We start from the raw sequence: 25,633 nt of genomic DNA on the forward strand, positions 1-25,633 counted from the left end.
CGGGTTCGACCGGCCGCACCCGCCTGCCGCCCGCGGAGCACGCAGACGACGGGCCCGACCACGACTGCGGTCGGGCCCGTCGACGTGTGACTAGACGGTGCTGCCGGCGGTGCCGGAGCTGGAGGGCTTGCTGCGGGGGGTGGTGGACGTCGAGCTGGCGGCCGTGCCCGACGAGCCGGAGCCCGACTTCGCGCCGGCCGTCGCCGGCGTGCCGGCGAGGGTGTCGTCGGTGGGGGTGAGCGCCGGCTTGTCGTTCTGGTTCAGCTTCTCGCCCAACTTGGAGTGGCCGAGCTTGTCCTTGCCCTCGTGGTAGAGCCGGGTCGCCTGGGCCTGCGCGACGCCGGCCGCCTCCTGGACGGTCGGGTGGTCGAGCACCTTGCGGCCCTGGACCACCAACTCCTCGTACTTCTCCCGGCCGGCTCGGGCGCCCAGGACGAACCCTGCAGCCAGCCCGCCAAGGAACATGATCTTTCCGCGCATGGCGGCTCCTTTCGTACCTGACGCGCCGTCGTCCCGCTCCGGGGATCCGGTGGCGGGACCGACCAATTCGCGCCTGCGTCCTGTCTTCGGCAGCTAACTACCCATCCTGCTCTCCGCTCATACCTCCTGGTGTCGTGATGGCGATTTATCCCTTCAGTCCGGATGCCGCGGGCCCGGCGCGGCTGGACAACCCCCTGGACCAAGACGCCCCGGAATCCTGTAGTCTAGTGCCCGGCGCGCAGCGCGGAGAGATCCGTTCCCGGCGGCCTTGCAGTCCCCCGTAGCTCAATTGGCAGAGCAGCCGGCTGTTAACCGGCAGGTTTTTGGTTCGAGTCCAAACGGGGGAGCCTTTCTCTCTTGGCACCCACCGGCCCGTTCCGGTGGGCGTTCGCCATCTCCAGGGAGCCCTGGCCAGCGGATGGCGCACCGCCGCAGCGGTCCTGCGGCACCTGCGACAGACCTGAAATCCGGGGCCACGGTCCCGAAGATGATCACCTATGATCCTCGCCATGCCCGCACCCCTCCCGCCGCCGGACCTCGACGCCGCCGCGGCGTACCCCGAGGTCGGCCAGGCCCGCGCGGCGCTCGCCGCCCGCGACTGGCCGGCCCTGCGCGCGCTCGTGGACGGGCAGGAACCGCACGGCCGGACGTTCCTCGTCGGCCAGGTCGGCGACGCACCGGACGCCGAGGACTTCCTGCGCAAGGTGCTGGCCGACGAGCCGGAGGATCCGTTGGCCGGTGCGATGCTGGGTGCGCACCTGATCCGCGCCGGCTGGCGGATCCGGTCGGCCGAGCGGGCGCAGCACGTCAGCCGGGAACAGTTCGACCAGTTCTTCGACCACCTGCGCCGCGCCGAGCAGGTGCTGATCGACGTCACCGCCCGCCACCCCGAGGACGCGGCGGCCTGGACGCAGCGGGTCACCAGCGCCCGCGGGTTGCAACTCGGCCAGGCCGAGGCCCGCCGCCGCTACGACCGGCTCGCCGCCGGGCACCCGCACCACCTGCCGGCACAGAGTTCACTGCTGCAGCAGTTCTGTCCCAAGTGGAGCGGCAGCTGGGAGAAGACCCACGCGTTGGCCCGCGAGTGCGCCGAAGCGGCACCCCCCGGCGCCCCCAACGCGGTACTCGTCGTCGAGGCGCACCTGGAACAGGCCCTCGACCACGGCAACCTGCGCGCCGCGAGTCAGTTCCTGCGCGGCCAGCAGGTACGCGCCGAGATCCACGAGGCGGCGCAGCGCTCGATCTGGCATCCCGAGCACCGCAACGGCTGGGGCTGGGTGTGGGTGCGCAGCACCTTCGCCTTCGCGTTCTGCCTGATGGAGGAGTGGACCCCGGCGGCACAGCAGTTCGCCGCGCTCGGCCACCTCGGCGACGAGTCGATGTTCGGCTACCTCGGCGACGAGGTGGCGCAGTTCCAGCGGTTCCGCGAGAAGGCGTACGCGAAGGGTGGCCGGCCGTGATCCAGCACCTGGAGACCGACGGGGTGCCGACCGTGCTCGCCGCCACCGGCGGGCCGATGCGCGCCGGGCTGACCTTCCGGGTCGGCACCGCCGACGAGACCCTGTCCCGGCACGGCATCACCCACCTGCTCGAACATCTCGCCCTCGCGCCGCTGGGCACCGCCGACTACCACTTCAACGGTGCTACCGGGCCGGTCTTCACCACCTTCCACATGCAGGGCTCCGCGCCGGACATCGCCACGTTCCTGACCGCCGTCTGCGCCAACCTCACCGACCTGCCCACCGGGCGACTGGAGGTCGAGAAGGACATCCTGCGCACCGAGTGGAGCAGCCGGGGCGGCGGACCCACCGACGACCTCCCGCTGTGGCGGCACGGCGCCCGCGACCACGGGCTGAGCAGCTACCCCGAGTGGGGGCTGGGCACGCTCACCGCCGAGGACCTGCGCCAGTGGGCCGCCCGCTGGTTCACCCGGGAGAACGCGGTGCTCTGGATCGCCGGCGACCGGGTGCCCGAGGGACTGCGCCTCACGCTGCCCGCCGGCGCCCGGCAACCCGTACCGGCCGCCTCCTCGGCGCTACCCAGCACCCCGGCGTACTTCGTGCACGGCGCGCAGGCCGTGGTGCTCGACGCGGTCGTGCGGCGCCGGGCCGCCGCGAGCATCTTCGCCGACGTGCTGGAGCGCGAGTTGTTCCGGGCGCTGCGTCAGGACGCCGGGCTCTCCTACACGACCACCACCGGGTACGAGCCGCGCGGCGACGGCCAGGCCCACCTGCGCGCGCTCGTCGACGCGCTCGCCGAGAAGCAGGACGCCGTGCTCGGCGGGTTCATCGACGTGCTGGCCAAGCTGCGGGTGGGCCGGATCGAGCAGAGCGACCTCGACGCCGCGGTGGCCAAGCGGGTCGACATGTACTCCACCGTCGAGGCCGACGCCGCGCGGCTGCCCGCGTACGCGTTCAACCTGCTCACCGGCGAGCCGAACCGCACCGTCGACGAGCACCGGGCCGACCTGAAGGCGATCACCCTGGCGGACCTGGACGAGGTGGCCCGGGAGGTGTCCGCCTCGGCGCTGCTGATGGTGCCGGACGGCACCCGCGCCGACTGGGCCGGCTTCACCGCGGCACCCACCACCTCGGAGTCGGTCGCGGCGGGCACCACCTACCACTCACGGGACGACGACAACCGGCTGCGGATCGGCCCCGAAGGGGTCAGCCATCTCGGCGCCGGGGGCACGCTCACCGTCGCGTACGCCGACTGCGCCGTCATGCTCGCCTGGCCGGACGGCGCCCGGCAGCTGATCGGCGCCGACGCCATCGTGCTGCACATCGAGCCGACCCTGTTCGACGTGCGCCCGGCGGCGATGACCGTCATCGACAACGGCGTGCCGCCCGACCGGCAGGTCAGGATGCCACCCCGCGACCCGGAGCGAATCCCGCAACCACGCGCCCTGCGCGAGGCCCGCGAGCACCAGGCCCGGACCAGGCGCGCCTGGTGGGAGGTGCCGCTGATGGTGCTCAGTGGTCTCGCCACCCTGACGGTCGGCGGGTTCGCCCTGCTGCTCACCATCGGCATGTTCATCAGCCCCACCGCGGAGGAGGACAAGGCCCTGCTCTGGGGCGTGAGCGTGGTCGGCTGGCTGCTCGCTGTTATCCTCGCGGTGCCCGTCGTGCTGCTGGCGCGGGGGCGACGCCGGTGACGAGAGACCGTCGACACCGACTCCTTCCGACCGGAACAGCGCGACGCTCGCCCACGGCGTCCGACCTCGCCAACCGTCGGACCGCACGGGGAGGTCGAAGGGTTCGTTGACCGGTGATCGACTGGGCGGTATAAGATCCGGCCCGGTACCGGGGCGGTAGCTCAGCCGGTTAGAGCAGGGGACTCATAATCCCTCGGTCGCGGGTTCGAGCCCCGCCCGCCCCACCATTCATCTCGGTGCCGGCCGCGAGAGCGATCGTGGCAGCGCCGTGGCGTAGATCATGCAGGCGGATCGGCGGCAAGCCCGCCTTGCGTACCAATCGATCGAAGTAGTCCGACGGCCAGTTGGGCTCGACCCACTCAGACGCCCCCAGGACGTCACCGTGACCGCTCCGGTGGTGTTCGACAGCCGGCGCGTGGAGCCCGGCGGGATGTTCGTGGCGCTGCCCGGTGAGCGCGTCGACGGGCACGACTACGCCACCCAAGCCGCGGATGACGTCCGTTCCTGGTGATCGATCTACTCTTTTGGATGGCGATTCTTTATTTGAGGTCGTCTGGCGTCTATTTGCTCGTGATGCTGGAAACCGTGGTGGACACCTCGCACGAGGGCGACATACAGTGAGTTGGAAGATAAAGTTTGACCGATCGCCTGAATTGAGGTGCTACTATGGCCGGCACCGTTTACCACGTTCCGGTGCTGATGCGTGGAAGCCATATCCACCCGGCCAAGGGCGGATGTCTTGTCGAACTCTCCAGCACTCTGCCCGGCGGGCCGTGGACTGCCTGTCCAGCACACCTGGACCGGGCCCTGGTAACCCTGGCCCAGGTGGTCAACGACGCGACTAGCGACGAACGCCGCCTGAACCTGATCGGGCTCGTGCCGTGGCTGGTCGGACTGCGACTCGAAAACAGCGATCGGACTGGCCCGCTCATTGCAATTCTCGCCGCGCGGGAAAGCCTACGGCATGCGGATCGTGCCACCGGCGAACGCCTCAAAAGCGCTGTGGCCATGCTCTCTGAGAAAGGCGCCGGTGGCGTCGGCAGGTGGAAAGGGTTGTGGCGGAGGCGTCTTGTCCACCGCACCATCAGGCTGGCGGTCTCCGCCTACAGCGAATCTCAGGAGTCGGACGAAGCGCTACGGGGACTGTTGGTCGACGCGATCAATTTCGTTCGTGAACTGGACGGACTGCCCGACCTGACCGACGTGCCGGTGATCGCCGCCGGTCACCCGCTGACCCTCCCGGTCCACGTCACGCTTCACGTGGCCGGGGAGGACACCCACTACCGGTGCGTCGCGCTGCGGGGTGAGTGGCCCGAGCAGCTCAACGAGGCATGGCAGGCGCGGATGATCGAGCTTTCCCGACGCCGGGTGGCTGGACACGGAGACCAGGTCTGATACGCCCCGCGTCCGGCAGCGCAGGTCAGGCGTCCACCGGAGGCACCGTCCCCACGGTGAGGCCGCTCACCAGGCGTCTCGGTGCCAGTCGGGACCGCCCGTCGAGCATCGCCAGTTCGAGCACGACCGCAAAGCCGGTTACCTGGGCGTCGACCCGCTCCACCAGGGAGGCCGCTGCGGTCAGGGTGCCACCGGTGGCCAGGACATCGTCGACGATCAGTACACGTTGACCTCGCGCGAGAGTTCCGCGCTGGATCTGCAACGTGGCGAGGCCGTACTCCAGCTGATAGTCGGCATCGTGGGTCGCACCCGGTAGCTTTCCCGCCTTGCGTGCCAGCAGCAGGGGACGGTCGGCGGCCAGCGCGACGGCGGTGCCCACGACGAAACCGCGGGCCTCGACCGCGAGAATCGCGTCAACCTTCCCGGCGAAGGCGTCTGCCAGGTGTGCGCCGGTGGCACGCATGAGCTGCGGGGCGGCGTACACCCCGGCGAGGTCCTGGAACAGCACCCCGGCGCTGGGAAAGTCGGGGAATACCCGGATGACCCCCGCCAACTGCTCGGCCAGTGAGGTGCCGGGGACCTCCGACGATTCGACCTGCGCGTGTGATGCCATGACAACCTCCGATGTCGGACGCGGTGCTTCAGCGGACAGATGGCGGTTCGAGCGGACGACGGACATGGTGCCGGTGGGCCGAGGACGCAAGTCAGCCCGAGGGAGGCAGGAAGCCCACCGCCCGGCCGGGAGCACCGGTGCCGCCCTCGACGTTGAGCGGTAGGAAACAGAACCAGGCACCGCGTGCCGGCAACTTCGACAGGCCGGTGAGGCACTCCACGAACACCGCACCGGTACGCAGGGCGGCCACATGGGTCGGTCGTCCGTCGTGGGCTGGCCCCATCGAAGGGGCGTCGATGCCGACGCAGCGGACGCCCCGGTCCAGGAGCAGCTCGATCGCGGCGACCGATGGTGCCGGCCAGCCCGGCTGCCGGGCGGTGACGATCACGTCGTGCACGTAGCGCTGCCCCTCCTCGCCGCGGACGTAGTGCCGGTCCCAGCCGGTGTGCAGCAGGACGATCTCCCCGGGGCGCAACCGGCCGTGCTGGCCCTCCCACGCCTCGATGACCTCAGGGTTGATCAGAGGGCTCATCCCCGCCCGGGTACCGTGCGGTTCCGACGCGGTCGCGCCGGCCCCGATCACCGCACATCCGCCCATGAGCTGACTCAGCTCGACGCGCTCGACGGAGACCGATCCCGCCGGACCGGCGTCGGGCAACCCCGAGCCCTCGGGCGGGATGAAGTGGCACGGCGCGTCCAGGTGGGTGCCGGTGTGTTCGTCGATGGCCATCCAGCGGGTCGCGTACGGCCCGTTTCGCGCCAACGCCGTCGCGGCCGGATGCCGGTGGTCGGTGAACCAGTTCCAGGTCTTCACCTGGAACGGTTGATGGGTCGCCCAATGACACGGCAGATCCTCGGCGATCGGCAACGTCAGATCGACGACGGCCCAGTTCGGCAGCCCGATCGGTGCGAGTGGGTTCGGCTGCGGGCTGCTCACGACAGCCTCGCCAACTTCCGGGTGAGGCCATCCTCGATCTCCAACACCACGCCACCCAACGTGATCGGCTGACCGGACAGCGGGGAGGGCAGGGGCAGGGTCATCGGGTCCCCGGCGGTCTTGAGTCCGGTCACGAAGCTGTCGTAGGCAAAGCCTTGGACACCTCCCTCCGGTCCGGTCATGCCGACGTCGGTGACGAGCGCGGTACCGCCGGGCAGGATGTGCAGGGGCAGGGTCGGCTCGTGGGTGTGTGTGCCCAGTACCGCGGCGGCTTCGCCGTCGACGGCGCGAGCGAAGATCTTCTTTTCGATCACGTGGTCACCGTGATAGTCCACGATGACTGTTCCGTTCCGCGGCGCTTTCAGCCAACCTCCGTGGTACGCGGGCTCGACCTGACCGGCGGTGGCGACCACCGATCGCATGGCGCAGCGGTCGGCGAGGTTGAGCACGGTCACCTCCTCGCCAGCCACCTCCAGATGGGTGCTCCCCCGGCCGGGCACCACGGTGCCGACGTTGAAGGGGCGGATAACCCTCGGGTGTTCGAGCAGCTTGACCGACTCGCCGCTGTCCCAGGAGTGATTGCCTCCGGTGACGACGTCGACGCCGCTGGCGAACAGCAGCTCCACCTGCTTGCTGGCCATCCCGAGGCCGTTGGGCGCGCAGTTCTCGGCGTTGGCGATCACCAGGTCGGCGTGATGGTCGGCGCGTAGCTCGGGTAGTCGCTTCGCCAGGTGGGCGGTTGCCTCCTCGCCCACGATGTCGCCAAAAAAGAGCACGATCATCGATTCAGCCTCCGTCGTGTGTCGGCGCGTGGCCCAGGCGGCCCCAGGTTCATTGTCGGCATTCTCCGGCAATCTGGAATCGGCTTACGGGGGTAGTGATAATGCGTCAATGGTGGTGTCGCCGCTACACCCTTTTGCGACGCCGTGAACAGCGCCCGAGATACGCCCTTGTTCGATGAAGCACGTCGTGGTTAGCTTCGTTCCACGGTCGCCGGAATGGCCGCACCCGCATCCTGGGATCAGCGCAACGGGAAGGAACCAGGTCCATGTCCACAAACGGTAGGCCAATTATCGCCTTTATGAGCGACCTCGGCACGACCGACGATTCCGTCGCACAGTGCAAGGGGCTCATGCTGAGCATCTGCCCGAGCGTGACCGTCGTCGACGTATGTCATTCGATGACTCCGTGGGACGTAGAGGAGGGCGCCCGCTACATCGTCGACCTGCCGCGCTTCTTCCCTGAGGGCACCGTCTTCGCCACGACGACGTACCCGGCCACCGGCACCGGCACCCGGTCGGTGGCGATCCGCATCAAGCAGGCGGCCCGTGGCGGCGCACGGGGACAGTGGGCCGGCTCGGGCGAGGGCTTCGTCCGGTCCGAGGGCTCCTACATCTACATCGCGCCCAACAACGGCCTGCTCACCAGCGTGATCGACGAGCACGGTTACCTTGAGGCGTACGAGGTGAGCAACACGAAGGTCATTCCCACCAACCCGGAGCCGACGTTCTACAGCCGCGAGATGGTGGCGATTCCGGCGGGACACCTGGCCGCGGGGTTCCCGCTCAACGAAGTCGGTCGGCCGTTGGCCGACCACGAAATCGTCCGATTCTCGCGGCCGCGCCCGAGCACCGAGTCGAACGGCGTGCTCAGTGGCGAGGTGACCGCGATCGACCATCCGTTCGGAAACGTCTGGACCAACGTCCACCGTACCGATCTGGAGAAGGCCGGTATCCGTTACTCGACCCAGCTCAAGGTCGTGCTGGACAACACGCTCACCTTCGACCTGCCGCTTTCCCCGACCTTCGCCGACGCCGGCTCGGTGGGTGAGCCGGTCATCTACATCAACAGCCGGGGTTACCTCTCGTTGGCGCGTAACGCCGCGTCGCTGGCGTACCCCTACAACTTCAAGGCCGGAATGGCGGTCTCCGTGCGCAAGGCCTGAACAGGTCCGGCGCATCTCACCGGGCGTGGTCGTCGGCGAGGCCGGCGGCTACGCCCGTCACCCTGAGGGGGGGGCATGACGCTCACCACGTTCGAAGTCGCGATGCTGATGGCCACCATCGCGATCGTCGTCTTCACCGCGCAGGCTGTCGGCAACCTCTTCGCCCGGTTCCGGCAGCCGGCGGTCATCGGCGAGATCCTTGCCGGACTGGTGTGCGGCCCCACTGTTCTCGGTCTGCTGGCACCGGAGGTGAAACAGGCGCTGTTCCCACAGAGCGGCGCCGTCGCGGCGATCCTCGCCGGGCTGGGGCAGCTCGGCCTGCTGCTGTTGATGTTCGTCACCGGCAGCGAGATCCGGGTCCACTCCAAACCCGGGGACCGACGCACGATTGGCCTGGTCTCGACCAGCGGACTGGTGCTGCCCTTCGTCTTCGGACTGGCCATCGTCATGGCCATCGACCACCAGAACCTCACCGGCCCGGCCGGCTCGCGGCTGACGACGGCCCTGGTTTTCGCCATCGCCGTCGCGGTGACCAGCATTCCGGTGATCTCCCGCATCATGCTCGATCTGGGCCTGCTGCGGGAATCCTTCGCCCGGATCGTGCTGAGTGTCGCGGCGATCGAGGACGTCGTGCTCTACATCGTTCTCGCCGTGGTGCTCAGCCTGGCGAATTCGCCCTCCACCGAGTTCGGGCTCTGGGTGCTGACCGGGATCGAGGACACCGCCTGGTCGGTCGGGTACCACGTCACGGTCACGATCCTCCTCCTCAGCGCGTTTCTGATCTGGGGGACGGCGCTGTTCCGCTGGCTCCTTCATGGCCCGTTCGGCATGGTCTCGCGCCGCGGCTCGGCGGCGTACCGGCTGGTGTTGTTGCTGGTCGCGGTCCTGATCTGCACCTTGTTGGGTATCAACGCGATCTTCGGCGCGCTGCTGACCGGCTTGTGTGCGCGCCGAGCCGACCAGCAGGCGTTGGCGCGGTCGGCCGAGGGTGCCGCAGACGGTGCGCGGGCCGACGCCCGGCAGCGGATCGACGAGGGCGACCGATCCTGGGAAGCGATCCGCCAGTTCTCGACAGCCTTCTTCATCCCAATCTACTTCTTTACGGTCGGGCTCAACCTGGACCTTGCCCGGAACCTCGACCTGATCTTCTTCGCCTGGTTCTTCCTGGTGTGCTGCGTGTTGAAGGCCATCAGTGTTTTCGTTGGCGCACTGCTGGCCGGGCAGCCGATGGGGCGCTCCGTAGACCTCTCGGTGGCGCTCAACGCCCGCGGTGGTCCGGGAATCGTGCTGGCCACAGTGACTCTGAGTGCCGGGGTGGTCAACGAGTCCTTCTTCACCTCGATGGTGCTGCTCTCCGTGCTGACCTCCCTGATGGCCGGGTTCTGGCTGGAACGCCGGCTGTCGGCCCTACGCGACCGGGAGCGGGTCTCGGAAACAGCCGACGCGTCGAGTGCGCACCTGGCCAGGTGATCCGATGGCGGCCATCGGTCGGTGCGCGTACCACCAATCCCATCATGGAGGGCAACCATGTCGAACCGTTCACCCGCGTACTCCCTGTTCGAGGGGCGCGATCGCGCACCGATGCGGGCCTTCGCCAGGTCGATCGGATACACCGAGGACGATCTACGTCGGCCGATGGTCGCGGTGGTGCACTCGTGGATCGGCACCATGCCGTGCAACTTCACCCACCGGGAACTGGCCGGGCACGTCATGCGCGGGGTACGCGCCGCGGGAGGTACGCCGGTCGAGGTGAACACGATCGCGATATCAGACGTGATCACGATGGGTACGGAGGGAATGAAGACCTCGTTGGTCAGCCGCGAGGTCATCGCCGATTCGATCGAACTGGTCGCCCGTGGCCACATGTTCGACGCGATCGTGTCGATCGTCGGGTGCGACAAGACCATCCCGGCCGCGGCGATGGCAAACGCTCGACTTGATCTACCCAGCGTGATCGTCTACTCGGGATCCATCCAGCCGGGGTGGTTCCGTGGCACGCCGGTGACCATCGCGGACGTCTTCGAGGCGGTCGGTGCGACCGCGTCCGGCCGTATGAGCGACGCCGACCTGGCCGAGCTGGAGTCCGTCGCCTGCCCCGGTGCGGGCTCGTGCGGGGGGCAGTACACGGCCAACACGATGGCCATGATGATGGAGTTCCTCGGCCTGTCGCCGCTGGGCTCCGCCGGGCCGCCGGCGCTGAGTGACCGGCGGGCGGAGGTCTGCTTCGACGCCGGGAGACTCGTCATGCGGGCCCTGGCGGAAGGGCTGGTGCCGAGCCGAATCCTGACGCCGGCCGCCTTCGCCAACGCGATCGTCGTCGGCGCCGCCACCGCCGGCTCCACCAATCTCGTCCTGCACCTGCTGGCGATAGCCCGAGAAGCGGGAGTGCCGCTGAGCCTCGCCGACTTCGACCGGATCAGCGGGCGGGTCCCGGTGATCACCGACCTGAAGCCGTACGGGCGATTCACGGCCGTGGACCTCGACGCGGCCGGCGGCAGCAGACTGGTAGCCGACCGGTTGCTGCGGGCCGGCCTGCTCGACGGCGACGCGCTGACCGCCACCGGTCGTCGGCTCGGCGACGAGGCCGAGCTCGCCGAGGAGACACCGGGACAGGTCGTCGTGAAAACGGTGACGGAACCGCTGCAGCCGACGGGCGGACTGGTGGTCCTCCACGGCAACCTCGCCCCCGACGGTTGCGTGGTCAAAGTCACCGGCTACCAGGCTCTCGAACACACCGGCCCGGCCCGGGTCTTCGAGACCGAGGAGCAGGCGATGGCGGCCGTGCAGCAGGGCGAGGTGGTGGCGGGTGACGTGGTCGTGATCAGGTACGAGGGGCCGCGCGGTGGGCCGGGCATGCGCGAGATGTTGGGGGTCACGGCCGCGCTGGTCGGCCGCGACCTCGGTGCGAGCGTCGCGCTGGTGACCGACGGGCGGTTCTCCGGTGCGACCCGCGGGATGATGGCGGGGCACGTGGTGCCCGAGGCTGCGGTCGGCGGTCCCATCGCGGCCGTTCGCGACGGCGATCTGGTGACGCTCGACGTACCTGCCCGCACCATCACCCTGCACATCGACGACGCGGAGTTGACCGCCCGGTTGGCCGGTTGGAAGGAGCCCACCGCTCGCTACCGAACCGGGGTGCTGGCGAAGTACCGAGCGCTGGTCTCGTCCGCGGCGCATGGCGCGGTCATGGGCACCATGCCGGCACCGGGCCCGCTCGGGTTGGACTGAGACCGCTCTGGGTGGAGGATCCTGCCGTCGCCCGGCGTCACGTCCCCACACCCGTCGGGTGCCGTCCCTCCGGACGGCACCCGACGTCGGTCTTGCGTCAGCGGGTCATCTGGCCCATGGCAACCGCTGCCCGATCTCGGACGCCGCGGTCCGACCGTAGGTGCTGGCGAGCCCGTTCGCGAATGCCGTCGGGTGGATGTCGTACTCCTGTGGACCGACCGTGCGCAGCACCAGTGCGGCCAACGCGCAGCCGAGCTGTGCGGCTCTGACATCCGGCAGGCCCCAGTTCACGCCGGCGAGGAACCCGGCCCGGAACGCGTCTCCCACGCCGGTCGGTTCGATCTCGGCGTCGACCGCCACGGCGGAGACCTCCTCCGCCGGGTGGTCCAGGCTCTCGATCCGGGCACCCTTGGCGGCGAGGGTGGTTACCCAGGTGCCGACACGGGCGAGGATCTCTCGCTGGGTCCACCCCGTCTTCTGCAGCACCAGAGCGTGTTCGTACTCGTTGGTGAACAGGTAGCGGGCACCGTCGACGAGGCGACAGATGTCCGCCGGGCGCATGAAGGCCAACTGTTGGGAGGGGTCGGCGGCGAACGGGTATTCGTTGGCCCGGCACTCGTCGGTGTGCCGAAGCATCGCGGCTGGATCGTTGGGGCTGATGATCACCAGGTTTGTGCCACCCACCTGCTCGACGGTTGGGCGCAGCTCCAGCTTCTGAGCCTCGGTCATCGCACCGGGATAGAACGACGCGATCTGGTTGCCGTCCTGGTCGGTGGTGCAGAGAAAACGCGCGGTGTGCAGCTCCTCGGACACAGCGATGAACGACACGTCCAGGCCGTTGCGTTCCAGCCACGACCGGTAGTCGGCGAAGTCGACGCCGGCGGCGGCGACGATCACCGGCCGCAGGCCCAGTCGGGCCAGGCCGAGGCCGATGTTGGCGGCGACCCCACCGCGGCGTACGTCGAGCGAATCGACCAGGAACGACAGCGACACCCGGTCGAGGGAGTCCGGTACGAACTGGTCGACGAAGCGGCCTCGGAAGGACGTGAGGTGGTCGACGGCGATCGACCCGGTGACGATGATGGTCACGACAGCTCCCTATCGTTCACAGGCTGGCCGCAGCCCGCAGAGCCGGTACCCGGTCGGTCCGCTCCCACGTGAAGGTGTCTTCGGCACGGCCGAAATGGCCGTACGCGGCCGTATGCACGTAGATCGGGCGTAGCAGTTCAAGATCGCGGATGATCGCTGCGGGGCGCAGGTCGAAGACGCTGGTGAGCGCGGCGTGGATACGGTCGACGGGAATCTTCTCGGTGCCGAAGCACTCCACGAACAGACCCACCGGCTCCGCCTTGCCGATGGCGTACGCAACCTGGATCTCGCAGTGTGTCGCCATTTCGGCGGCGACCACGTGCTTGGCGAGCCACCGCATCGCATAGGCGGCGGAGCGGTCCACCTTCGACGGGTCCTTGCCGGAGAAAGCCCCTCCGCCATGCCGCGAGATGCCGCCGTACGAGTCGATGATGATTTTGCGTCCGGTCAGGCCGGTGTCGCCCATCGGCCCCCCGATCTCGAACCGACCGGTGGGGTTCACCAGTAGCCGGTACTCGTCCGCGCGCAGCGTCAGCTCGGCCAGGGCCGGCTCCACCACGTGCTTGCGGATGTCCTCGGTCAGCAGCCCCTCGACGTCGATGTCGGCCGCGTGCTGGCTGGAGACGACGATGGTCTCCACCGCGACCGGGCGCACCCCGTCGTAGGCGATGGTGACCTGGGTCTTGCCGTCTGGACGGAGATACGGCATCGCGCCCTCGCGCCGAACGGTGGACAGCCGGCGGGAGAGGCGGTGAGCCAACGTGATCGGCAGCGGCATCAACTCGGGAGTGTCGGTGCACGCGTAGCCGAACATCATGCCCTGGTCGCCGGCGCCCTGCTGGTCCACCGCGTGGGGATCATCGCCACTGCGGGACTCGTACGCCCGGGTCACGCCTTGGGCGATGTCTGGCGACTGCCGTCCGATCGCGACGTTGACACCGCAGGTACGGGCGTCGAAGCCCTTTGCCGACGAGTCATACCCGATTCGCAGTACCTGTGCCCGGGCCACCTCCGCGGCATCGACACTGGCATGTGAGGTGACCTCGCCGGCGATGTGGATTTGCCCGGTTGTGATCAGTGTTTCCACGGCCACTCGGCTGTGCGGGTCTTCGAGGAGAAAGGCATCGAGAAGTGCATCGCTGATCTGGTCGGCGATTTTGTCCGGGTGCCCTTCTGTAACCGATTCCGAGGTAAAAAGACGGTAAGGCACAATAGACCTCCACGGATGTCACAGAGGCGCCGCGGCGACGCCGTCATCGCGCTGGGCGCTGCCGTCATGAACGGGATCTCGGATGCGAGACCTGCCGTCAAGTGTTGCCTTCGCCTCGAATCGGAGCATCGGAGGGAAGTAGCAGACACGGTGGCACGTTCCTCGTAGCGGACTGTTCCCTTCGGAGGTTCACTGAGCCCTCGGTAATGCCGCAAAATTGGGCGGGACCGGGCCGCCGGACCGCAGGCGCCGTGTCACTGACGACCGTGCTCAGCCGTCACCATTCGCCCGGCTGAGGCACGACCCGGATTCGGAGTTTCCTGGAGGGGACTGTGTCGACGCACCGTATACCCGCGCCATCCTCGTCACCGTTGACCGATCGGCGGCCGGCCTTCGACCTGTTCGAGGGTTACGCGCTCAGCAACGTGCTCGCCGGGCTGGAGATCGGCGGTCTGCTCGCCACCCTGGAGCGGGACGGCCTCTCCGATGAGATCGTGCTGGATCGGGCACCCGAGGCCGCCAAACTGCTCGTAGCCAGCCTGCGGTACCTGGTGGACCGGGGCGTGGTGCACGCAGGTGAGGGCGGGTATGCCCTCACCGAGTATGGCCGGGAGATCTGTGCGGACAAGGGCTACCTGGTGTGGCTGGTGGGCGGCTACGGCCGGCCATTGTCCAAACTGGACAGGTTCGTCACCGGTGCCGCCCGGTACGGCCTCGACTACACCCGCGACGGTGAGTGGGTTGCCGGCGGTGCCGCCATGCTCGGCCGGGCCGATGTCGTGCCCTACGCGGTGGGCCTGCTCAAGGGGATCGACTTCACCCGGATGGTGGACATCGGCTGCGGCAACGCCCGGTTCCTGCTGCTCGCGTGCCAACAGTTCGGCGCCTCCGGGGTCGGTGTCGATCTGAGCCCTGAGGCGTGCCAACTCGCCGAGGTGGCGGTAGACCGGGCCGGAATGCGGGAGCGGGTGCAGATCGTCCTGGGCGACGCCGAGGACCTCGATCGCATCCCGGGACTCGCCGAGACCGACCTGGTCGTCACCTTCTTCCTGCTGCACGAGGTCCTCGGAAAGGGCCGCGAGGCGCTTGTCGGTTACCTGCGCGAGCTGTCCGACCGGCTGCCCCCCGGCGCGCACCTGCTGGTGGCCGAGGTCGAGCCGCCGGACGGCGGAGTCTCGTCTCGGCAGTGGTTCACCCCCGAGTTCGCCTATGTGCACGCCGTCATGTCGCAGATTCTCTACACAGCGCAGCAGTGGACCGAGGCGTTGACCGACGGGGGGTTCGAGGTGGCCGAGGTGTTGCGTGACGGGATGCCGGGCGGCCTGATCATCCTCGGCCGGAAGCCGGCATCGTGAAGCCCGTCGGTCTCGCGACCGAAGCCCGATCATGCCTCGGCTACCAGATGATCGCGGGCAGACCGTCCGGGGCGGCGAAGCCTGTCGGCTTCCGGTCGATCAGCCGCACCGGTCATCTCGCGGGTCCGCTCGCGGAGGCCGCCCTGCGCGGGCGGTATCTGCGGCCCCAACTCGCCGCGGTGCTGGCCGACGAGATTCGGCCCGGTGCCGGGCCCGGTGCCGTGGCCCTCGCGATCGCCGGTCGCTGCGTCGCCATCCTGGTGGTGAACGATCGGGAGGCCGCCACAGGGGTCCTGCTCGGCGATCGGCTGCTGGAACCGGAGGCCGAGGATTCCGTGTCGCTGTGGCACGGCACCTCACGATCGGTCCTGCGTCCCGCGGAACACGCCGACCTGATCGTTCAACTGCAGTGGCTCGCCGCGACGGCCGGTGGACTGCACGCCGGACAACTCCTCTTCCCAGTTCCCCGCGAACCCGGCGACCGGCTCCCGGTCGTACCCGGCACGTGGACGGCGCAAGGCCCCGACGCAGCGACCCTGATCGTGAGGATCACCCCATGAGCGAACTGCGCCGGGACGCCGGCACTGTCGGCGCCGACGATGTCCTCGACGGCGTCGCGCCGCTCAACATCGACGCGGTCGCCCGTCGGTTGGACCAGGCATGGGAGAGCGGCACGACGATCGCGCCGCTGAGCGAGAGCGAGGGGCTCACCTCGGCGCAGACCGCGTACGCGATCCAGGCCCGGTGGAGTGAGCTGCGGGTCGAGCGCGGCGACCAGATCATCGGTCGCAAGATCGGCTTGACCAGCCGCGCGATGCAGGAGCAGATGGGGGTCTCCGAGCCCGACTACGGCAGCGTCTGGTCGTCGCGGTTCTACCCGGCGCGCGACGGCCGCACCGAGATTCCTGCGGACGTGTTCATCCAACCGCTGGCCGAGGCGGAACTGGCGTTCCTGATCGGTCGCCCCGTCCGTGGTACCGAGGTGACGCCGATCGAGGTGCTGGCCGCCACCGAGGCCGTGGCTGTCTCGGTCGAGATCATCGACAGCCGGATCAACGATTGGAAAATCAAGCTGGCGGACACCATCGCCGACAACGCCTCGTATGGAGGCATGACGGTGGGGCCGTGGCAGCGGGCCCTGCGCTACGCCGATCTCGGCACGCTCGGCATGGTCGTCCACCACAACGGAGAGCCAACGATCGAGGCGGTGGGCGCCGCGGCCCTTGGGCATCCGGCCCGCTCCGTGGCGTGGTTGGTGAACAAGCTCGGCTCCTTCGGCGTGGGGCTGGCGGCGGGGGACATCGTGTTGTCCGGCTCACTGGGCCGCTCGCTGCGGGTCAGGGCCGGTGACGTCTTCCGCGTCGAGTCCTTCGGCCAGCCCGGGCTGGCCGTGACCCTGTGCTGACAGCAACGGGACGGAGCTGATGATGGTGTCTGGAGAACGCTCTGCGGCTGGCCGGTTCGCCGGCCGGTCAGTGTTGGTCACCGGCGCGGCGAAGGGTATCGGCCGGGCCGCTGTGGCGGGGTTCGCCCGCGCGGGTGCCCGTATCGTCGCGGGCGACATCGACGGTGAGGCACTGCGGGAACTGCCCGCAGTGATTCCGGTGGCGGAGATCGAACTGGTCACCGCCGACGTGTCCGACCCGGATGGTGCCCGCTCCATGGTCGAGGCGGCGGTACGCAGGTACGGCGGGTTGGATGTGGCGATCGCGAATGCGGGGATCATCCCGTTGGCGGGGATCCTGGACACCTCGGTCCAGGACTGGAACGACGTGATGGCGGTTGACGGCAGGGGAATGTTCCTGACCTGCAAGTACGCCATCGAGCAGATGAGCGGTGCCGGCGGGGGCGCGATCGTCTGCGTTTCGTCGATCTCCGGATTGGCCGGGCAGAAGGGCCAGGCGGCGTACGGCCCGGCAAAGTTCGTCGCCACCGGTCTGGTCATGCATCTGGCAGTGGAGTGGGCCGCCGCTGGCATCCGGGTCAACGGGGTCGCTCCGGGTACGATCCGCACCGACCGGGTTCAGGCGTTGGCTGACGAACCAGGCGGACCGGAGTACCTGGAGTCCATCGCGCGGATGCACCCGATGGGTCGCTTCGGTGAGCCCGACGAGGTGGCCGACGCCATGCTCTTCCTGGCCTCGGACGAGGCAGCCTTCATCACCGGCACGGTGCTGCCGGTGGACGGCGGATATCTCGCGCAGTAGCGCCCGGGGAAGAGACCGTCGAGCGGCGCCGGCGGCCCCTCTCCGAAGCGCGGCGCCGCGCTGCTCAGGGTGTGCCGCGCGGCGCACCTCGCTCAGCCCGTCCAGGATCATCCGGCTGTCGACCGCGCAGGCGACCAGCCCCAGACCGCGCTCCCACCAGTCGCGGGCCCGCAGTGCCGCTGGCGCGAACACCGCGGTGGCCATACCCACGGAGTTGGCCTTGGCCGCGACGGCGGTCAGTGTCTCCAGGACCAGGGGATGGTCCGGTTGGCCGGGGAGACCAAGCGCGTGTGAGGTGTCGACCGGGCCGAGGAAGACGGCGTCCAGTCCGTCGACCGCCATGATGTCGTCGATGCTACGGATGGCCTCGACGCCCTCGACCATCACCATGACCAGGGTCTCCTCGTTGCTGCGGGCGAGCCACCCGGGGTCGCCCCTGAACCGTGCGGCGCGAACCCAGGGGTTGCTGCCGCGGCTACCGTGCGGCGCGAACCGTGCCGCCGCGACCACCGCTTTCGTGGTCGCGGCGGAGCCCACCTGTGGCACCAGTACGCCGTCCGCACCCAGGTCGAGTACCGAAGCGATGGCCGCCGCGCTGTTGTCGGTGACGCGGACGACGGCCGGGAGTTGGTGTGCGGCGGCGGCCAGCAGCGCTTGGCGCACCAGATCCAACGTGTACGGCCCGTGCTCCATGTCCAGAATGACGAAATCGAAACCGGCGAGAGCGATGAGCTCGACGATCTCGGTGGAGGGAATCACGCTGAAGGTGCCCAGGAGTTTCTCGCCGGTCCGCACCCGGTTGCGCAGCCCGTGACGACCGACCGGCGCGGTGGCGGCCGGTCGGTCGGGGGCTGCGCCATGTCGTCCGGCGGTGGAGCCGGGCAGCTCGGCGGTGGGATCGGGATCCCGTGTCGGTTCCGGGCCCGTCATGTTGTCCCTCCGGTCGAGCGCCAACTGGAGGGCGTGGCGAACTGGTGGTTGACCGGACATCCGTGCCTCCGCCCGCTGAGTCAGTAGCGGTAGTGTTCGGGCTTGTAAGGACCCTCCTGCGGCACCCCGAGATACTCGGCCTGCGCCTTCGTCAACGTGGTCAGGTGGATGCCGAGAGCGTCCAGGTGCAGCCGGGCCACCTTCTCGTCCAGTTGCTTGGACAGGCGGTAGACGTCGACCGGGTACTGCTCGGTCTTCGTGAACAGTTCGATCTGCGCGATCACCTGGTTCGCGAAGGAGTTGGACATCACGAACGACGGGTGACCGGTGGCGTTGCCGAGGTTGAGCAGGCGGCCCTCGGACAGCACGATGATCGAGTGCCCGTCGGGGAAGACCCACTCATCGACCTGCGGCTTGATGTTGATCCGCTGGATTCCCGGCAGCTTCGTCAGACCGGCCATGTCGATCTCGTTGTCGAAGTGGCCGATGTTGCCCACGATGGCCTGATGCTTCATCCGCGCCATGTGGGCGGCGGTGATCACCCCCAGGCAGCCGGTCGCGGTGACGAAGATGTCGGCGTCCTCGACGACATCGTCGAGTGTGCTGACCTGGTAGCCGTCCATCGCGGCCTGGAGGGCACAGATCGGGTCGACCTCAGTGACGATCACCCGAGCGCCCTGACCCCGTAGTGACTCCGAACAGCCCTTGCCCACGTCGCCGTAGCCGTTCACCACCGCGACCTTGCCGCCGATCAGAACATCGGTCGCCCGGTTGATGCCGTCGATCAGCGAGTGGCGACAGCCGTACCTGTTGTCGAACTTGCTCTTCGTGACCGAGTCGTTGACGTTGATTGCGGGGAACAGCAGGGAACCACGTAGCTGCATCTCGTACAGACGGTGCACCCCGGTGGTGGTCTCCTCGGTGACGCCGCGGATCCCGTTGGCGATCCGGGTCCACCGCTGCGGCTCAGTGGCCAGCGACGCGCGAAGCAGGTCGAGAATTACCGCCTCCTCCTGACTGTCCAGTTCGGTGGTGGCGGGCACGGCGCCGGCCCGTTCGAACTCCGCGCCGCGGTGCACCAGCAACGTCGCGTCCCCGCCGTCGTCGAGGATCATGTTGGGCCCTTCGCCGTCGGGCCAGACGAGCGCACGCTCGGTGCACTGCCAGTACTCCGGCAGGGTCTCGCCCTTCCAGGCGAACACCGGTACACCCCTCGGGTCCTCGACCGTGCCGTCCGGGCCGACGGCGACCGCGGCGGCCGCGTGGTCCTGGGTCGAGAAGACATTGCAACTGGCCCACCGGACCTTGGCGCCCAGCGCGGTCAGCGTCTCGATGAGTACCGCGGTCTGTACCGTCATGTGCAGTGAGCCGGTGATCCGAGCCCCCCGTAGCGGAACGGCGTCGGCGAACTCGGATCGAAGCGCCATCAGACCGGGCATCTCGTGTTCGGCGAGGCGGATCTCCTTGCGGCCGAACTCGGCCAGGGAGATGTCGGCAACCTTGAAGTCATCGAATGGCATCGGCTCTCCCAAAAAATTTGGCATCAACGACCAGCGGGGCAACCACACGTTAGGCGATGTGGAGTGGCGCGGCCTAGGAGAATCTTTCGGTGAGGCGAATTATGCGACCCACATCGTAGTACCCGTGGCCGGAAGGTGTAGGGCCCGATACCCGCTTCGATCATCGGTTCAGGCACGCGGAGAGGTTAGTGTTCGGGATATTGCGTTCGCGTCGTGATCTTCCTCCAAGAATGGAGAAAAAGCGTGGCCGCGTCACAGGATTCAACGGCGGAGATCGGCATTATCGGGGGAAGTGGCCTCTACCAGCTGGACATGCTCGACGATCCGGAACTGATCATGCCGACCACTCCCTTCGGAGAGCCGAGTGGTCCGATCACGGTCGGTGCCCTCGCGGGTCGCCGGGTCGCCTTCCTGCCCCGGCACGGCGTCGGCCACCGGCTGATGCCGTCGGAGATTCCGGTGCTGGCCAACCTGTACGCACTGCGTGCGCTCGGCGTGCGGCAGGTCTTCGCGGTGAGCGCGGTCGGCAGCCTGTCGGAGAAATACGCGCCCGGTGATCTCGTCGTGCCCGACCAGATCGTCGACCGGACTCGGGGAAAGCGCCCGACCTCGTTCTTCGGCTCCGGGCTGGTGGCGCACGTGGCGATGGCCGATCCGTTCTGCGACCGCCTGCGCGGCGACCTGCTGGCCGCCGCGGCGGCGGTGGGCCAGGTGAATGTCGCCGACGGCGGCACCTACTGCTGCATCGAAGGACCACGCTTCTCCACCCGCGCCGAGTCGGAACTGTACCGCTCGTGGGGCATGGGCATCATCGGCATGACTGCGGTTCCCGAGGCTGGCCTGGCCCGTGAGGCGACGCTCTGCTATGCCAACCTCTGCCTGGTCACCGACTACGACTGCTGGCACGAGAGTGAGGACAGCGTCACCGCCGAATTGGTGGCCGACACCATGCGACGCAACGTGGAGGCCGCCGGCCGGGTGCTGCGCGAGGCGCTGGCGATCGTCGAAGTGGCCGCCGACTGCGACTGCCGGCACGCCTTGGCCGGTGCCGTGCTCACCGACCCCGCACAGGTGATGCCGGAGCTACGAGCGCGCCTCGGACTCCTGCTGGGCGACCACCCGGAGTTGGGGTCGTAGTCCGAGTCGCGACCGGAGCCGAGATGCGGGATCAGGACAAGGAAGTTCAAGCGGTGTCGAAGCTCCGCACCATACGCTCGTCCCGGCCGACGAGGGTGCTCCGGCGCCGGTGAGGGGACTCTCCCTCGTCGTGGGGCGGCGGGGGACGGAGGCACAGCGTGGTTGTCCTGTTCTATGTCGCGGTGGTCGTCATCTGGGGGAGTACCTGGGTTGCGATCGCGTACCAGGTGGGTGATGTGCCCGTCGCGGCGTCCATCTGCTACCGGTCGGCCGCAGCGGCCCTGCTGCTGTTCGGCTACCTGCTCGTGCGCAGAACGCCGTTGCGGTTCAGGTTCCGGCAGCACGTGCAGATGGCGCTGATCGGAACGCTCATGTTCTCCGGCAACTATCTCTTCCTCTACACGGCGGAGGAGAAGATCGCCTCGGGCCTGGTGGCGCTCTTGTTCTCCATGACGTTGCCGCTCAATGTCATAAACACCTCCATTTTCCTGCGAAAGCGGATCAGCCCGATCGTGCTGGTCGCCACCGTACTGGGTATCGCCGGCGCCACGATCATGTTCTGGCCTGATCTTGTAGGCATGCGCGCCAATGCGGAAAGCCTCTTGGGTGTGGGCATGGCGTTGGCCGGTACCATGTGTTTTTCGCTGGGTAACATGGTCTCGGTGAGTAGCCAGGAAGCGGGTGTTCCAGTGGTGCAGAGCGAAGCCTTCGGCCTGCTCTACGGCGCGCTGATCCTGGTTCCTGTTGTCCTGGTCACCGGCGGTTTCCGAGTCTCACTCGAACCCACGTACATCATCTCGCTGGCCTATCTCGTGATCTTCGGTTCGATAATCGGCTTTGCGTTCTACCTCACGCTCCTCGGTCGTGGCGGGGCGGCCCGGGCGGGTTACATCACCGTCCTGTTCCCGATCGTCGCCCTCGTCTGGTCCACGCTCCTGGAGAGCTACGTCTGGACGCTGCAGGCCCTGTGCGGAGGCGTACTGATCCTGCTCGGCAGCGCGATCGCGATCACCCCACCGGATCGGTTGCGCTGCATGACCCGGTCGGCATTTCGCCGCACTCGGCCCGAAGCCGCCCGACATGCCGCGGTCCCCGGGCCACCCGTGCTCGACGACAGGCCGGACGAAGAGTCACGAACGGCAATCCCACGCTAAATGGAGGAAGAACACTGTGCAGTATGACGCCGTGGACAAGCAACCGGACTTCCCCGCGTTGGAGCGTCGCATCATCGAGCGCTGGCGGGCACGTGACGTCGTCCGCGCCTCGATGCGGGAGAAGCCGGGTGCGCCACTGCTGAGTTGCTACGACGGGCCGCCAACGGCGAACGGACGGCCGGGCGTGCACCACGTCGAGGCCCGCGTCTTCAAGGACGTCATGCCGCGGTACTTCACCATGAAGGGCTACCACGTACCGCGCCGGGCGGGGTGGGACTGCCATGGCATCCCGGTCGAGCTTGAGGTGGAGAAGCAGCTCGGCTTCACCGGCAAACCCCAGATTGAGCAGTACGGCGTCGCTGAGTTCAACGCCCGGTGCAGGGAATCGGTGACCCGCTACGTGGAGGACTGGAAAAAGCTGACCGAGCGCATCGCCTACTGGTGCGACATGGAGGACGCTTACTGGACGATGTCTCCGGCCTATGTGGAGAGCGTCTGGTGGTCGATCAAAAACATGTACGACCGCGGTCTGCTCTACGAGGACTTCCGGGTGGTGCCGTACTGCCCGCGCTGCGGCACGACGCTCTCCGATCACGAGGTGGCGCAGGGCTACGCACAGACTGAGGACCTGAGCATCTACTTCGTGCTGCCACTGCTGACTGGCCCACTGGCCCCGGGCGGCTCAGGCGTGGGCGGCGATCCGGCGGGCGCCTCGCTGCTGGCCTGGACCACGCTGCCGTGGACCGTCGTTTTCAGCACACTCGCGGTGATCGGCAACGACATCCGGTACGTGCTCGCCCGCGGCGGCCGGGCCGGCAACCGCCTGGTCGTGCTGGCTGCCGACCTGGTGGAGGCTGTGTTGGGGGCAGAGGCGGTGGTGGTGCGCGAGGTCGACAACGGCGAACTGCTCGGCGCCCGCTACCGAGCCCCGTTCGAGTACGTCGGCCCGGGGTCACCGGACGATCCCGACGGCGATCCGGCGTCGACCCGGTTCGTGGTGGCCGGTGACTTCGTCACCACCGGTCAGGGCACCGGCATCGTGAGCACGGCCCCCGCGTACGGCGAGGACGACATGCGAGTCGCCAAGGAGAACCACCTGCCGGTGGTCAATTACGTCGACACCGCCGGCTGCTTCGACCAGCGGGTCGGGCCCTACGCCGGAATGTACGTGCGTGACGTCAACGTCCAGGTGGTCCAGGACATGGAGGCGTCCGACTATCTGCTCTTCAGTGAGCTCTACTCGCACACGTTCCCGTTCTGCTGGCGCTGCTCCACTCCGCTGCTCTACTATGCAAAGCCGTCCTGGTACATCGCCACCACCCGGTACCGCGACCGGCTGCTGGAGGAGAATGCCACGGTCGACTGGCGCCCTGAGCACATCCGCTCAGGCCGCTACGGTGACTGGCTCACCAACAACGTCGACTGGGCTCTGTCCAGGGAACGTTACTGGGGCACGCCGATGCCGCTCTGGCGATGCCAGGCGTGCCGGCACACCAAGGCGGTCGGCTCCCTGGCCGAGCTTGGCGAGCTGACCGGTGGCGACATGTCGGCCATGGACCCGCACCGGCCGTTCGTCGACGATGTGACGATCGCCTGTGCCGCCTGCGGGGACGGTGAGATGCGCCGCGTACCGGAGGTGATCGATGCCTGGTACGACTCGGGTGCGATGCCGTTCGCGCAGTTCGGATATCCGCACAAGCCGGGAAGTAGCGAGAGTTTCGAGCGGTTCTTCCCGAGCGACTACACTGCCGAGGCTATCGACCAGACGCGTGGCTGGTGGTATTCGCTGCACGCGATCTCGACCATCCTGTTTGACCGGAACAGCTACCGGCGTGCTCTGTGCCTTGGTCATATCGTCGACGTCAACGGACGTAAGATGTCCAAGTCACTGGGAAATGTCCTAGATCCGTGGAGTCTGATCGACAGTCACGGTGCCGACGGCCTGCGTTGGCTGATGCTGGTAGAGGGTAACCCGTGGCAGCCCCGCCGGATCGGTGACGAGAGCGTCCGGCAGGTCACCCGCAAGCTGTTGTTGACCATCTGGAACACCTACTACTTCTTCGTGACCCACGCGGAGCTTGCCGGCTGGAACCCGCGGACGGCTCGGCCGGTCACCGGGCCGGTGCCGGTGATGGACCGCTACGGGCTCGCCGAGGTCGCCGACGTGGTGACCGAGGTCGACCGGGCTTTCGCCGAGTTCGACATCACCCGAGCCGGGCGTCGGGTGGCTACCTTCGTCGACGATCTGTCGAACTGGTACCTCCGCCGTAACCGGGACCGGTTCTGGGACGCCAGTGCAACGGAGTTGTCCGATGATGCCAACTCGGCCTTCTCCACGCTCTACACCTGCCTGCGAACGCTTGCCGGAATGTTGGCGCCGCTGACGCCCTTCCTCGCCGACGAGATGTACGAGAACCTGGTGCGCCGATTCGACCCGGAGGCGCCGGATTCGGTACACCTGAGCCGGTTCCCGCAGGCGCGGACCGGCACCACAGACCCGGATCTACGTAAGGCGATGACACTGACCCGACGGGTGGTCGCGCTGGGCCGCGATGCCCGGGTGGGAGTCGGGGTGCCGGTGCGCTGTCCGTTGCAGCGGGCCGTGGTGACGGTGCCCGCCGACGAACGTGACTGGCTGGAACCGATGCGGGACATCATCGCCGCCGAGCTGAACCTCAAACAGGTGACGCTCGCGACGAGCGAGTCCGCCGAGATGGTGAAGTACACGACCAAACCGAACTTCCGGGTGCTGGGACCGCTGTTCGGCGCGCGTACCCCTGCGGTCGTCGCAGCGATCCAACAGGCCGACGCCGACACGGTGGTGGCCGCGCTGCGCGCCCACGGACAATTCGAGGTATGCGTCAACGACGAGACGGTCACCATCGCCGCCGAGGCAGTGCAGGTCATCGAGGAGCCGGTGACCGGTTGGCAGATCTCGACCGAGGGTGGATACAGCATCGCGATCGATCGGGCGATCACCACCGAGCTGAGGCTGGAATGGCTCGCCCGGGATCTGGTGCGAATGCTCAACGAGCTGCGCAAACGACGTGATCTGCACATCACCGACCGGGTGCGGCTCTCACTGCGGATCGAGGATGACCCGCACAAGGAGATCGATTCGGCCTTGCGTGCCCATGAGGCGGCGCTGCGCCGGGACGTCCTGGCAGTTCAGATTGACCGGACCGAGACGCCGCCGGAGACCGGGGAGCGGATCCGTCTGGGCGACGGTACCGTCGTGGTCGATCTGGAGGTAGTCCGGTGACCTGTGTGACCACCACC

General features: G+C 68.1%; 20 protein-coding genes, 2 tRNA genes and 3 pseudogenes. 16 read left to right on the top strand and 9 right to left on the bottom strand.

The genetic code is table 11. The annotated features are described in order from the left end of the window. Nucleotides 1-90 precede the first annotated feature (90 nt). Nucleotides 91-480 carry a hypothetical protein gene (locus KIF24_RS06800; RefSeq protein WP_221083301.1) on the bottom strand — a complete coding sequence of 130 codons (390 nt, stop codon included), beginning with the start codon at nucleotides 478-480 and terminating at the stop codon, nucleotides 91-93. 274 nt (nucleotides 481-754) lie between these two features. Between KIF24_RS06800 and KIF24_RS06805 the strand changes: the two genes are divergently transcribed. From KIF24_RS06805 to KIF24_RS06820, 4 genes are all read left to right on the top strand, one after another. Continuing rightward, nucleotides 755-827 (top strand) — tRNA-Asn (locus tag KIF24_RS06805). A gap of 162 nt (nucleotides 828-989) precedes the next feature. Further along, a complete protein-coding gene (locus KIF24_RS06810) occupies nucleotides 990-1,940 on the top strand; it encodes a tetratricopeptide repeat protein (protein WP_221083302.1) in 951 nt (316 codons plus the stop codon). After that, nucleotides 1,937-3,634 carry an insulinase family protein gene (locus KIF24_RS06815; protein ID WP_221083303.1) on the top strand — a complete coding sequence of 566 codons (1,698 nt, stop codon included), beginning with the start codon at nucleotides 1,937-1,939 and terminating at the stop codon, nucleotides 3,632-3,634. The genes KIF24_RS06810 and KIF24_RS06815 overlap by 4 nt, the downstream gene beginning before the upstream one ends. Before the next feature lie 150 nt (nucleotides 3,635-3,784). After that, a tRNA-Ile gene (locus KIF24_RS06820) sits at nucleotides 3,785-3,861 on the top strand. A gap of 2 nt (nucleotides 3,862-3,863) precedes the next feature. On the opposite strand, the pseudogene KIF24_RS35295 reads toward KIF24_RS06820, so the two are convergent. Next, nucleotides 3,864-3,947: pseudogene (locus KIF24_RS35295) on the bottom strand (tyrosine-type recombinase/integrase); the annotation flags it as partial. Between KIF24_RS35295 and KIF24_RS34335 the strand changes: the two are divergent. Both KIF24_RS34335 and KIF24_RS06830 read left to right on the top strand, forming a co-directional pair. Continuing rightward, nucleotides 3,915-4,127 (top strand): annotated as a pseudogene (locus KIF24_RS34335) (Mur ligase domain-containing protein); the annotation flags it as partial. The pseudogenes KIF24_RS35295 and KIF24_RS34335 sit on opposite strands and share 33 nt — an antisense overlap. A 173-nt stretch (nucleotides 4,128-4,300) precedes the next feature. Next, nucleotides 4,301-5,029: a hypothetical protein gene (locus KIF24_RS06830; RefSeq protein ID WP_221083305.1), complete on the top strand. Its 729-nt coding sequence runs from the start codon at nucleotides 4,301-4,303 to the stop codon at nucleotides 5,027-5,029. Between the two features lie 25 nt (nucleotides 5,030-5,054). Here KIF24_RS06830 and KIF24_RS06835 read toward each other — a convergent pair whose 3' ends face one another. From KIF24_RS06835 to KIF24_RS06845, 3 genes are all read right to left on the bottom strand, one after another. Then, nucleotides 5,055-5,642 carry an adenine phosphoribosyltransferase gene (locus tag KIF24_RS06835; protein ID WP_221083306.1) on the bottom strand — a complete coding sequence of 196 codons (588 nt, stop codon included), beginning with the start codon at nucleotides 5,640-5,642 and terminating at the stop codon, nucleotides 5,055-5,057. A 91-nt stretch (nucleotides 5,643-5,733) separates the two neighbouring features. Then, the gene (locus KIF24_RS06840) at nucleotides 5,734-6,579 is read right to left on the bottom strand and encodes a cyclase family protein (protein WP_221083307.1); all 846 of its coding nucleotides are present in this window, start codon (nucleotides 6,577-6,579) and stop codon (nucleotides 5,734-5,736) included. After that, on the bottom strand, nucleotides 6,576-7,361 hold the full coding sequence (locus tag KIF24_RS06845; RefSeq protein WP_221083308.1) for a YmdB family metallophosphoesterase: 786 nt from the start codon (nucleotides 7,359-7,361) through the stop codon (nucleotides 6,576-6,578). The genes KIF24_RS06840 and KIF24_RS06845 overlap by 4 nt, the downstream gene beginning before the upstream one ends. A 299-nt stretch (nucleotides 7,362-7,660) precedes the next feature. Here KIF24_RS06845 and KIF24_RS06850 point away from each other — a divergent pair, with 299 nt between their 5' ends. The 3 genes from KIF24_RS06850 to ilvD all read left to right on the top strand — a co-directional run bounded on the left by KIF24_RS06850 (nucleotide 7,661) and on the right by ilvD (nucleotide 11,752). After that, entirely contained in the window at nucleotides 7,661-8,524 is an 864-nt protein-coding gene (locus tag KIF24_RS06850; protein ID WP_221083309.1) for an adenosyl-fluoride synthase, read from the top strand. A gap of 75 nt (nucleotides 8,525-8,599) precedes the next feature. Next, a complete protein-coding gene (locus tag KIF24_RS06855) occupies nucleotides 8,600-9,994 on the top strand; it encodes a cation:proton antiporter (protein WP_221083310.1) in 1,395 nt (464 codons plus the stop codon). 57 nt (nucleotides 9,995-10,051) lie between these two features. Then, nucleotides 10,052-11,752 carry a dihydroxy-acid dehydratase gene (gene ilvD, locus KIF24_RS06860; RefSeq protein ID WP_221083311.1) on the top strand — a complete coding sequence of 567 codons (1,701 nt, stop codon included), beginning with the start codon at nucleotides 10,052-10,054 and terminating at the stop codon, nucleotides 11,750-11,752. A gap of 105 nt (nucleotides 11,753-11,857) precedes the next feature. Here ilvD and KIF24_RS06865 read toward each other — a convergent pair whose 3' ends face one another. Together KIF24_RS06865 and metK are read right to left on the bottom strand one after the other, a co-directional pair. Beyond that, nucleotides 11,858-12,841: a carbohydrate kinase family protein gene (locus KIF24_RS06865; RefSeq protein WP_221083312.1), complete on the bottom strand. Its 984-nt coding sequence runs from the start codon at nucleotides 12,839-12,841 to the stop codon at nucleotides 11,858-11,860. Between the two features lie 16 nt (nucleotides 12,842-12,857). Further along, nucleotides 12,858-14,051 carry a methionine adenosyltransferase gene (gene metK, locus KIF24_RS06870; protein WP_221083313.1) on the bottom strand — a complete coding sequence of 398 codons (1,194 nt, stop codon included), beginning with the start codon at nucleotides 14,049-14,051 and terminating at the stop codon, nucleotides 12,858-12,860. Between the two features lie 371 nt (nucleotides 14,052-14,422). On the opposite strand from metK, the gene KIF24_RS06875 reads away from it, so the two are divergent. From KIF24_RS06875 to KIF24_RS06890, 4 genes are read left to right on the top strand one after another with little or no spacing between them, the layout of a single operon-like run. After that, nucleotides 14,423-15,406 carry an SAM-dependent methyltransferase gene (locus KIF24_RS06875; protein WP_221083314.1) on the top strand — a complete coding sequence of 328 codons (984 nt, stop codon included), beginning with the start codon at nucleotides 14,423-14,425 and terminating at the stop codon, nucleotides 15,404-15,406. Beyond that, nucleotides 15,403-15,966: a hypothetical protein gene (locus KIF24_RS06880; protein ID WP_221083315.1), complete on the top strand. Its 564-nt coding sequence runs from the start codon at nucleotides 15,403-15,405 to the stop codon at nucleotides 15,964-15,966. Before KIF24_RS06875 ends, KIF24_RS06880 begins: the two co-directional genes overlap by 4 nt. Continuing rightward, nucleotides 15,963-16,811 (top strand): 2-keto-4-pentenoate hydratase, encoded by an 849-nt coding sequence (locus KIF24_RS06885; protein ID WP_221083316.1) that lies wholly within the window; start codon nucleotides 15,963-15,965, stop codon nucleotides 16,809-16,811. The genes KIF24_RS06880 and KIF24_RS06885 overlap by 4 nt, the downstream gene beginning before the upstream one ends. Nucleotides 16,812-16,833: 22 nt before the next feature. Further along, nucleotides 16,834-17,613, top strand: a complete 780-nt coding sequence (locus KIF24_RS06890; protein WP_221087218.1) for an SDR family NAD(P)-dependent oxidoreductase — start codon at nucleotides 16,834-16,836, stop codon at nucleotides 17,611-17,613. A gap of 120 nt (nucleotides 17,614-17,733) precedes the next feature. Here KIF24_RS06890 and KIF24_RS32295 read toward each other — a convergent pair. After that, nucleotides 17,734-18,603 (bottom strand): annotated as a pseudogene (locus KIF24_RS32295) (HpcH/HpaI aldolase family protein); the annotation flags it as partial. 20 nt (nucleotides 18,604-18,623) lie between these two features. Continuing rightward, nucleotides 18,624-20,063, bottom strand: a complete 1,440-nt coding sequence (ahcY, locus tag KIF24_RS06895; protein WP_221083317.1) for an adenosylhomocysteinase — start codon at nucleotides 20,061-20,063, stop codon at nucleotides 18,624-18,626. Between the two features lie 243 nt (nucleotides 20,064-20,306). Between ahcY and mtnP the strand changes: the two genes are divergently transcribed. The 3 genes from mtnP to ileS all read left to right on the top strand — a co-directional run bounded on the left by mtnP (nucleotide 20,307) and on the right by ileS (nucleotide 25,616). Continuing rightward, entirely contained in the window at nucleotides 20,307-21,200 is an 894-nt protein-coding gene (gene mtnP / locus KIF24_RS06900) for an S-methyl-5'-thioadenosine phosphorylase (RefSeq protein WP_221083318.1), read from the top strand. 158 nt (nucleotides 21,201-21,358) lie between these two features. Next, nucleotides 21,359-22,354 carry a DMT family transporter gene (locus KIF24_RS06905; RefSeq protein WP_221083319.1) on the top strand — a complete coding sequence of 332 codons (996 nt, stop codon included), beginning with the start codon at nucleotides 21,359-21,361 and terminating at the stop codon, nucleotides 22,352-22,354. Between the two features lie 31 nt (nucleotides 22,355-22,385). Continuing rightward, entirely contained in the window at nucleotides 22,386-25,616 is a 3,231-nt protein-coding gene (gene ileS, locus KIF24_RS06910) for an isoleucine--tRNA ligase (RefSeq protein ID WP_221083320.1), read from the top strand. Nucleotides 25,617-25,633 lie beyond the last annotated feature (17 nt).

The sequence above is a fragment of the Micromonospora tarapacensis genome (assembly GCF_019697375.1).
In the GTDB taxonomy this organism is placed as follows: domain Bacteria; phylum Actinomycetota; class Actinomycetes; order Mycobacteriales; family Micromonosporaceae; genus Micromonospora; species Micromonospora tarapacensis.